Origin of the sequence: Brevibacterium sp. 2SA (assembly GCF_005502845.1) — a bacterium.
GTDB lineage: Bacteria > Actinomycetota > Actinomycetes > Actinomycetales > Brevibacteriaceae > Brevibacterium.
The window spans coordinates 188382-197299 of record NZ_SCMW01000002.1; the positions used below are offsets into that span (position 1 = coordinate 188382).

Here is an 8918-nt window from a genome sequence, read left to right on the forward strand (position 1 = left end):
TCATCATCGACGTCCCAGATGAGACGCGTATCACGGCTCGCCGAGTCGCCTCCGCATCCGCTTCCGGCGGGCGGAGACGATCGCTGCCGCGGCAAGGAGGATGAGTCCGATGGCGCCGCCGACGCCGAGCGCGGCGTACCCGAGCGTCGGCGTCGACTGGGTGGCGACGACGTCCTTCGGTGCCACGGCCTTCGGCTGGTCGCCCTCGGCGGGCGCCGCGGTCTCGGTCTGTCCGCCGCTGCCTTCGGCACGCCGGTGCATCGTCACCCAGGAGGCGAGATCGTCGGCGGCACTCGGCACGGTCTTCGGCACATCGGAGTCCATCGCCGCCTGCGGGTCGAGCCGCCCCCAGCCGACGGTCGGGTCGGGTTTGTCGGCCGTGCTCTGACCCTTGTGCCCGGTCACGGGCTTCGCGGTCGAGAGCAGCTTCGCGGCCACCTCGTCGGCGCTGAGGTCGGGATTGTCCGCGCGGATCAGGGCGGCGACCCCGGAGACGACGGGCGCGGCAAACGAGCAGCCCTGGCCTTCGGCGTATCCGCCGGAGTAGAACGGGATGGGGATGTCGGCGGCGGGGCCCATGAGGTCGACCGCGGTCCCCGGTGCCGTCGAGGCGTCGAGCACCCGGCCGTTCTTCCCGAGTCCGCCGACGCCGATGACCCCGGGCACCGTCGACGGCGACCACGCCTGGGTCGCGCCCTGGGAAGCGTTGCCGACGCAGGCGACGACGAGGACGTCCTTCTCGTAGGCGTATTTGAATGCCTCGTCCCAGCTCGACGGCCACGCGGGGTCGTCCCAGCCCAGGGACATGTTGATGATCTTCGCACCGTTGTCGACGGACCAGCGGATCGCCTCCGCCGCCTGCTCACGCGTCGATCCCGATTCCTTGGGACGGTCGGGGCCGAGCCACATCGAGGCGGAGAGGATCTCCGCGTCGGGGGCCACCCCGATCGGCCCGGCGCCCTCGCCCTGACCGGCGATGACGCCGGCCACGGCGGTGCCGTGGTGGATCGTGTCCTTGCCGCCGATCGGTGTCGTGCCGTCCTTGCCGAGGCCGCTGAAGTCCTTCGCGGCCGTCACGACGTCCTTGAGGTCCTCGTGGTCCTTGTTGACGCCGGAGTCGATGACGGCGACCTTGACGCCCTTGCCCGTCGTCGTCTTCCACAGCTCTTCGATGCCGTAGTCGCCGATGAACCACTGACCGGGCCCCGGCTTCGGGGCGGCGAGGGCCGGCTGCGCGGTGCCGACGACGAGTCCGAGGACGACGCCGATGAGCGCAAGCTTCGTCAGCGCACGGGGGCGGCGCCCGGTGCGCGTCGTCGGCGGTGCGCTGCTTCCGATCATGACGCGAGGTCGAGGGCGATGCCGTCGAGGATGTCCGTCTCGGAGACGGTGATGGTGAGCTCGCCGCCCGCAGCGCGCACGGCATCGGCGACACGGGCGACGACGCGGGCGAAGATCAGACCGCCGGCGGCGATGACGTCGACGCGTCCGGGGTGCATGTACGGCAGTGCGGCACGGGCCTCGCGGTCCATCCGGAGGAGCGCCTCGGCCTGGCGTTCGACGTCGGCGACGGTGAGCTCGGCCCCATGGATGCGCTCACGCTGGTAGCTGTCGAGCTCGAGGATGCCTGCGGTCAGGGTCGTCACGGTCCCGGCGACGCCGATGAAGGTGCGGGCCGCGGACAGATCGACGACCTCGGCGGCGCGATCGAGGTGCTCGTCGATATCGGTCACGGCGGCGCGGACCTGGGCGTCGTCGGGCTGATCGGTGCTCATGTGGCGCTCGGTCAGGCGCACCGATCCGATGTCCATGCTCACCGCGGACTCGACCGCCTCGGTGCCGAGGACGAGTTCCGTCGATCCCCCGCCGAGGTCCATGACGAGGAACGGGCCCTCGGACCCGCTACGGCCGGCGGTGGCGCCGAGGAAGGACAGGTGAGCCTCCTCATCCCCGGTGATGACATCGGGGACGACACCGAGGATCGCGAAGATCCCGGCGAAGAACTCGTCCCGGTTCTTCACATCCCGGCTCGCCGAGGTGGCGACGAAGCGGATCTTCTCCGGCGCGAACTCCGCGGCGGCGTCGGCGTACTCCTGGGTCACGGCGAAGGTCCGTTCAAGGGCTTCGGGGGCGAACTCCCCCGTGGCGTCGACTCCCTGGCCGAGGCGGACGATGCGGGTCTGACGGAGGAGTTCGGTCATCCGGCCGGACTCATCGATGTCGGCGACGAGCAGGCGCAGCGAATTGGTTCCGCAGTCGAAGGCGGCAACGCGCATGGTTCTCTCCTAGTCCGTCGTCTGCGAGGCGGCGTCGGGTGATGACGCGGCGGCCGGGGACCCCTGCCCTGTCTCGGAGTCCGCACCCGGGGTCGACTCCGCTGTCGCCTCGGCGGGGGTGACGGCAGGGGTGGGAACGTCGGTCATCAGGGCGATCGCACGGTCGCCGATCGGGTTGGCTCCGGGCCCGGCGGCCAGGGCGTGGCCGACGAGGGCGTGGAGGCATTTGACCCGAGTCGGCATGCCGCCGGCGGAGAAGTCCGCGATCTCCTCGACCTCGGCGATGCCGGCGGCGCAGCCGATCTCGGAGCGGACGGCGAGATAGGAGTCATGGGCTCGGGCATAGGCGGCGGCGAGCTCGTCGTCGGTGCCGAGCTCCGCGGTCCATTCGGCCATGATCCCCGCGGCTTCGAGGCGGGAGGACTCGGCGACGTAGGCCGGGTGGGTGAGGTAGAACGTCGTCGGGAAGGGGGTGCCGTCCTCGAGGCGCGGAGCGGTCGCGACGACGAGGGGCTCACCGGTGGTGCTGCGGGCGGCGATGCCGACGACCCCGCGGGGAATGCGTCCGAGCTGCTCCTTCAGCGTTGCGAAGTCCGCCTCGGTGCACTCTGTGATCATCAGTCCGTTCCCGTCGTGTTGCTCGAATTGCCGACCTCCTCGATCGACTCCAGCAACTCAAGGTACCAGGCTTGGCTGCGCTGTGGGCGCGTTGTGTCCGAATCGTCATCGTCTTCCGAGTCCTGGTTGGTGACGATGACAGCGTTCTTGCCCTTTTCGACGTAGTACTGGTCTTCCCTCGCCTTGCGGGCGACGTAGGTCGGGTCCTTGAGATTCTCGTTCTTCTCCCGCAGCGCCTCGACCTCGGAGCGGGTGGAATCGATCTCATTGTTGAGCGCCGCGATCTGCTGCGCCTGCTTGAGTGCGGAGTTGATCGAGGGCAGGAACGTCACGAGCACGATGGCGATGACAGCGAGGAACACTCCGGCCTGCCAGGACATCCGGCGCCCGCGCGCATCACGGCTCGCGGTCGCCTCGACGACGGGTTTCGGGCGTCGCCGAGGAGCGGCTTTGCCGGGAGCCGTCTTCGGGGCAGTTCTTCTCGGTTTGCTCGGAACCATGACTCTTCCTCTGCGGCCGGGGATTGGGAAGGCAGCCGCAACACAGATAAGTCTGCCTGGTCGGGTCGGGGCGTGCCGGGATTTCCACGCCGTGGCGTGTTCGGTGTCGGCGATTCCGCAGGCATCGCGGACGCCGCGATTCACGCACCGACATCGCCCACCGTCGTTGTCCACAGCCGCCCACACTCCATCCCCAGAGTTATCCACAGGCGGGGAGCGCCGCCGCGAGCAGTGGCTGCGCGAGCGCCGAGGCGGGGGACGGGTGACCGCGAACGATCACTCGACCCCCGCCTCGGTGTAGGTGGGGTCCTGCCTGCGGAAATCCGCCGCCGGGAATCAGCCGACAGGGACCTGCCAGCTCAGTCGCTCAGGCTTCGAAGCGCGGGAATGCGCGCTTGCCGGCGTAGCGGGCGGCATCGCCGAGCTGCTCTTCGATGCGCAGCAGCTGGTTGTACTTCGCGACGCGCTCGGAGCGGGCGGGCGCGCCCGCCTTGATCTGGCCGGCGTTGGTCGCCACGGCGAGGTCGGCGATCGTCGTGTCCTCGGTCTCCCCGGACCGGTGCGAGATCATCGTCGTGTAGCCGTGCGTCTGCGCGAGCTCGACGGCGTCCAGGGTCTCGGTGAGCGTGCCGATCTGGTTGACCTTGACGAGCAGCGAGTTCGCGGTGTCGTTGTCGATGCCGCGCTCGAGGCGCTCGGGGTTGGTGACGAAGAGGTCGTCGCCGACGAGCTGGACCTTCGACCCGATCGCGGCGGTGAGCTTCGCCCAGCCCTCCCAGTCGTTCTCGTCGAGCGGATCCTCAATCGAGACGAGCGGGTACTTGCTCAGCAGGTCCTCATAGTAGGCGGCCATGTCCTCGGCCGACTTCTTCTCGCCTTCGAACTCGTAGGCGCCGTCCTTGAAGAACTCCGAGGACGCGACGTCGAGGGCGAGCGCGATGTCACGGCCGGGACGGTGACCGGCGATCTCAATGGCTTCGAGGATGAGGTCGAGGGCCGCGGCGTTCGACTCGAGGTTCGGCGCGAACCCGCCCTCGTCGCCGAGACCGGTGGAGAGGCCGCGCTCCTTGAGCACGCCCTTGAGCGCGTGGTAGACCTCGACGCTCCACTGCAGCGCTTCATGGAAGCTCGCCGCACCGATCGGGGCGATCATGAATTCCTGGATGTCGACGTTCGAGTCGGCATGCGATCCGCCGTTGAGGATGTTCATCATCGGCACCGGCATGACGTGGGCGTTCGGGCCGCCGAGGTAGCGGTAGAGCGGGAGATCGGCCGACACCGCTGCCGCGCGGGCGACGGCCAGCGAGGTTCCGAGGATCGCATTCGCGCCCAGGCGGGACTTGTTCTCCGTCCCATCGAGGTCGATGAGGGCCTGGTCGACGAGGCGCTGATCATCGCTCTCGAGGCCGACGATGGCCTCGTGGATCTCATCGATGACGGCTTCGACGGCGTTCGTCACACCCTTGCCGAGGTAACGCTCGGGATCGCCGTCACGCAGCTCGACGGCCTCGAACTCACCGGTGGAGGCGCCGGAGGGCACTCCCGCGCGACCGACGGACTCGTCGGCCAAGAGCACTTCCACCTCGACGGTGGGGTTGCCCCGGGAATCCAAGATTTCACGGGCGTTTGCGGCAACGATCTCAGCCACTGATTACTCCTTAGCAGTCGGTGTCACATGGGAAACATGTGCCTGCCCGCAAGCTTAGTGCACAACCGGGCACCGCCCGGCCCCGCTCGATGCGCGGAACCCGGGCTACGCCGCCTGCCCGTCGCTGACCTGCAGGAGCCGTTCACGCAGCCGCGCCGGAGTCTGCGGGTCCATCCCGTTCTCGAGCAGGTACTTCTCCACCGCATCGTTGCCGTACGTCCGATCGAGGGAGGTGAGTATTCCCGCCAGCAGTTCGCGCGGGGCCGAGGTCGCCGCCTCGGCGAGGTTGCCGGAGATGCCGGCATCGGAATAGTTGCGCCGGATGCTCTCGAGGAAGGATCCGCCGAGGTGGTCCTCCGTGACCGTGTAGTCGTCGAGGATGTCGTCCCGGTCGACCCCGAGGAGGGCGAGGACGAAGGCCGCGACGAGCCCGGTGCGATCCTTGCCGGCTGAGCAGTGGAAGACGACGCCGGTCTCGCAGCGGTCGGCGACGGTGTCGACGGCGAGGGCGAGCCGAGGGCCGAAGTGGGCGATGAGGTAGTCGTAGATGCGGCGCAGGGACCGGTCGCTGAGGTCGATTCCCGTGGTCTCGGCGAATTCGATCATCTCCTCCTGCGACAGCGGGGCGGCTGGGAAGAACTTGTCCTCGAAGATCGGCAGGGCGATGTAGTCGATGTCGAGGCCCTCGAGCGCATCGGGGTGCTTGTCCCGCTCGCCGATGTCGCGGAGGTCGACCACCGCCGTGATCCCCAGCCGGGCGAGCTCCTCCCGGGACCGGTCGGTGAGCTGGGCGAGACCGTCGGCGCGGAACACCCGACCGGTCGCCACCGACGATGCGTCGGCCGTCCCGCCTGTGGCTGCTCCCCCGGTCACCGGGGCCCCGCCGAGGTCGCGGAAGTTGAACGTGCCCTCGATGTCGATCCTGTCCAAGCTCACTCTGCGTCCCTCTCTGCTGGTGCCGCTTCCGCGGATGTCCCGGTCTGTGCGCGCTCGGCGGCTCTCTGCGCGCGCTCTGCGGCCTTGATCCGACGGTACTCCCTCTCGACGTCGGCCAGTGACGGCATCGGCCCCTCACGCCCGTGTCCGTCGAAGGCGAGCGGATGGCGACGGATGAGTTTGGCCTCGAGCGCGTCGATGACCTGCCCGAGTGTCGTCCCGTACTCCGATCCGCCGCTCTCATCGAGGAGGGCTGCGTGGAAGAGGACCTGGTAGAGGACGTCGCCGAGCTCCTCGACGACGTGGTCGCGGTTGCCCGGCGAGGGGTCGGCGGTGAGCTCCTCGAGGGCGTCGATGAGCTCCTCGGTCTCCTCGCGGGCATACCGGATGAGGCTCCGATGGTCCTGCTCGGACGACCACGGGCACCGCGCGCGCAGCACCGCCATCGCCTCGACGGCCCCCTCCAAGCGCTCGGCCATGACACTCGCGTTCTCGTCCACGGCCGCCTCACACCCCCGCGTCGACGACGACGGAGGGGACCACCTCGGCGGGTGCGGCGGGCACGATCGCGTCGAGGAACTGGTGGGCCCAGCGGAGGATGTCCGAGTCCGTCATCTCCTTGGCCCCGAACCCGTCGCCGGCCATCGGCTTGGGCACGAGGACCGAGCGGATGGCGGGTTTGAGCAGGGACTTCGGGTAGAGGCGCTTGAGCCGCACGAGCTGGGAGTCCTCGAGTTCGACGGGCCCGAAGCGGACGAAGTTGCCCTGGACGACGATGTCGCTGACCCCGGAGGCCCGGGCGCGGATGCGCAGTCGGGCGACGTCGGCGAGCACGCCGACCGCCTCGGGGTAGGGACCGTAGCGGTCGACGAGTTCGTCGAGGACCTCCTGGAGCTCGTCCTCGTTCGCCGCGGCCGCGAGCTTCCGGTACGCCTCGAGGCGCAGCCGTTCGTGGTCGACGTAGTCGGCCGGCAGGTGCGCGTCGACGGGCAGTTCGATGCGCATGTCCGCTTCCGGTTCGGTGTCCTCGCCGCGGAAGTTCGCGACGGCCTCCCCGACGAGGCGGACGTAGAGGTCGAAGCCGACCCCTTCGATGTGGCCTGACTGCTGACCGCCGAGGAGGTTGCCGGCTCCGCGGATCTCGAGGTCCTTCATCGCCACCTGCATGCCCGCACCGAGCTCGGTGTGCGCGGCCAGTGTCGTGAGGCGGTCGAGCGCGGTCTCGGTGAGCTGCGTGTCGGGCGGGTAGAGGAAGTACGCGTACGCGCGTTCGCGGCCGCGGCCGACCCGTCCGCGCAGCTGATGGAGCTGGGAGAGGCCGAACCGGTCGGCGTGGTCGATGATGAGCGTGTTCGCGTTCGCGATGTCGATGCCGGTCTCGACGATCGTCGTGCACACGAGGACGTCGTACTTCTTCTCCCAGAAGTCGACGATGACCTGCTCGAGCCGGTGCTCGTTCATCTTGCCGTGGGCGATCGCGATGCGAGCCTCGGGCACGAGTTCGGCGAGGTGCGCGGCGACGGCCTCGATGTCCTTGACCCGGTTGTGGATGAAGAAGACCTGGCCCTCGCGCATGAGCTCACGGCGGATCGCGGCTTTGACCTGCTGGTCCTCGTACTTCCCGACATAGGTGAGGACGGGGTGGCGCTCCTCCGGCGGGGTCGCAAGCGTCGACATCTCCCGGATGCCGGTGACCGCCATCTCCAGGGTGCGCGGGATCGGGGTCGCCGACATCGCGAGGACGTCGACGTTGGTCCGCATCGCCTTGAGAGTCTCCTTGTGCTCGACGCCGAAGCGCTGCTCCTCGTCGATGATGACGAGACCGAGGTTCTTGAACCGCACCTCGCCGCTGAGCAGGCGGTGGGTGCCGATGACGAGGTCGAGCTTGCCGTCGGCGAGGTCGGACACGACCTTCTCCGATTCCGCCTTCGTCTGGAAGCGGGAGAGCGCCCCGACGGTGACGGGGAATCCTGCATAGCGCTCGGCGAAGGTCTCGAAGTGCTGTTGGACGAGCAGGGTCGTCGGGACGAGGACGGCGACCTGCTTGCCGTCCTGGATCGCCTTGAAGGCTGCGCGCACGGCGATCTCCGTCTTGCCGTAGCCGACGTCGCCGCAGATCAGGCGGTCCATCGGCATGGACTTCTCCATGTCGGCCTTGACCTCGTCGATCGTCGTGAGCTGATCGCCGGTCTCGACGTAGTGGAAGGCGTCCTCGAGTTCGCGCTGCCACGGGGTGTCGGGCCCGTACGCGTGGCCGACGGTGGCCTGGCGCGCCGAGTAGAGGCGCACGAGCTCTCCGGCGATCTCCTTGACGGCCTTGCGCGCCTTCGCCTTCGTCGTCTGCCAGTCGGCGCCGCCCATCTTGTTCAGGCTCGGGTTCTCCCCGCCGACGTAGCGGCTGACCTGGTCGAGGGCATCGCTGGGGACGAAGAGGCGGTCACCGGGCTGCCCGCGTTTAGCGGGTGCGTATTCGATGATGAGGTATTCGCGGGTGTGCTTCGCCGCGCCCTTGCCCGTCGTCCGCTGGGTCATCTCGACGAACTTCCCGACCCCGTGCTGTTCGTGGACGACGAAGTCGCCGGGTGCGAGGTTGAGCGGGTCGACCTGGTTGCGCTTGCGGCGGGTCGGCAGCCGGCGCATGTCCCGCGTCGAGGTGGCGGCGGCGCGCCCGAGGACGTCGGCCTCGGTGAGGACGGCGAGCTTGAGGTCGTCGAAGACGAAGCCGCCGAAGGGCGCTGCCGTCGTCACGGTCACCAGCGCCGGGGGCACGTCGGTGGGGTCGTCGACGAAGGTCGCGGGGATGCCGGCCTCGGAGAACACCTCGACCATGCGCTTGCCCGGTCCCTGGCCCTCGGTGAGGACGAGGATCCGCCACTGGTCGTGGATGAGTCCCCTGACATCGGCGAGGATCGCCTCGACGTCCCCGGCGTAGCCCTTCGG

General features: G+C 69.0%; 8 protein-coding genes. All 8 read right to left on the minus strand.

Translation table 11 applies throughout. From position 1 onward, the window contains the following. Nucleotides 1-30: 30 nt before the first annotated feature. Nucleotides 31-1341, minus strand: coding sequence for a S8 family serine peptidase (locus FFS20_RS02005; protein WP_137824265.1), 1311 nt, complete (start codon nucleotides 1339-1341; stop codon nucleotides 31-33). Continuing rightward, nucleotides 1338-2276, minus strand: coding sequence for a Ppx/GppA phosphatase family protein (locus FFS20_RS02010; RefSeq protein ID WP_137824266.1), 939 nt, complete (start codon nucleotides 2274-2276; stop codon nucleotides 1338-1340). The genes FFS20_RS02005 and FFS20_RS02010 overlap by 4 nt, the downstream gene beginning before the upstream one ends. Before the next feature lie 9 nt (nucleotides 2277-2285). Further along, entirely contained in the window at nucleotides 2286-2894 is a 609-nt protein-coding gene (locus tag FFS20_RS02015) for a DUF501 domain-containing protein (protein WP_249356418.1), read from the minus strand. Beyond that, nucleotides 2894-3394, minus strand: coding sequence for a septum formation initiator family protein (locus FFS20_RS02020; protein WP_171006944.1), 501 nt, complete (start codon nucleotides 3392-3394; stop codon nucleotides 2894-2896). The genes FFS20_RS02015 and FFS20_RS02020 overlap by 1 nt, the downstream gene beginning before the upstream one ends. A 367-nt stretch (nucleotides 3395-3761) precedes the next feature. Next, on the minus strand, nucleotides 3762-5042 hold the full coding sequence (eno, locus tag FFS20_RS02025) for a phosphopyruvate hydratase (protein ID WP_137824267.1): 1281 nt from the start codon (nucleotides 5040-5042) through the stop codon (nucleotides 3762-3764). A 105-nt stretch (nucleotides 5043-5147) separates the two neighbouring features. Further along, complete coding sequence (locus FFS20_RS02030) at nucleotides 5148-5978, minus strand: tyrosine-protein phosphatase (RefSeq protein ID WP_137824268.1); 831 nt, start codon at nucleotides 5976-5978, stop codon at nucleotides 5148-5150. Then, nucleotides 5975-6457: a MazG nucleotide pyrophosphohydrolase domain-containing protein gene (locus FFS20_RS02035; RefSeq protein WP_137824269.1), complete on the minus strand. Its 483-nt coding sequence runs from the start codon at nucleotides 6455-6457 to the stop codon at nucleotides 5975-5977. The genes FFS20_RS02030 and FFS20_RS02035 overlap by 4 nt, the downstream gene beginning before the upstream one ends. A gap of 28 nt (nucleotides 6458-6485) precedes the next feature. Further along, the coding region (gene mfd, locus FFS20_RS02040) for a transcription-repair coupling factor (protein WP_137824270.1) at nucleotides 6486-8918 on the minus strand (2433 nt) is incomplete at its 5' end.

What these genes read in the sequence shown, in the direction of transcription:
- FFS20_RS02005 (WP_137824265.1), bottom strand. Translation starts at nt 1,341, where the DNA reads ATGATCGGAAGCAGCGCACCGCCGACGACGCGCACCGGGCGCCGCCCC.
- FFS20_RS02010 (WP_137824266.1), bottom strand. Translation starts at nt 2,276, where the DNA reads ATGCGCGTTGCCGCCTTCGACTGCGGAACCAATTCGCTGCGCCTGCTC.
- FFS20_RS02015 (WP_249356418.1), bottom strand. Translation starts at nt 2,894, where the DNA reads ATGATCACAGAGTGCACCGAGGCGGACTTCGCAACGCTGAAGGAGCAG.
- FFS20_RS02020 (WP_171006944.1), bottom strand. Translation starts at nt 3,394, where the DNA reads ATGGTTCCGAGCAAACCGAGAAGAACTGCCCCGAAGACGGCTCCCGGC.
- FFS20_RS02035 (WP_137824269.1), bottom strand. Translation starts at nt 6,457, where the DNA reads ATGGCCGAGCGCTTGGAGGGGGCCGTCGAGGCGATGGCGGTGCTGCGC.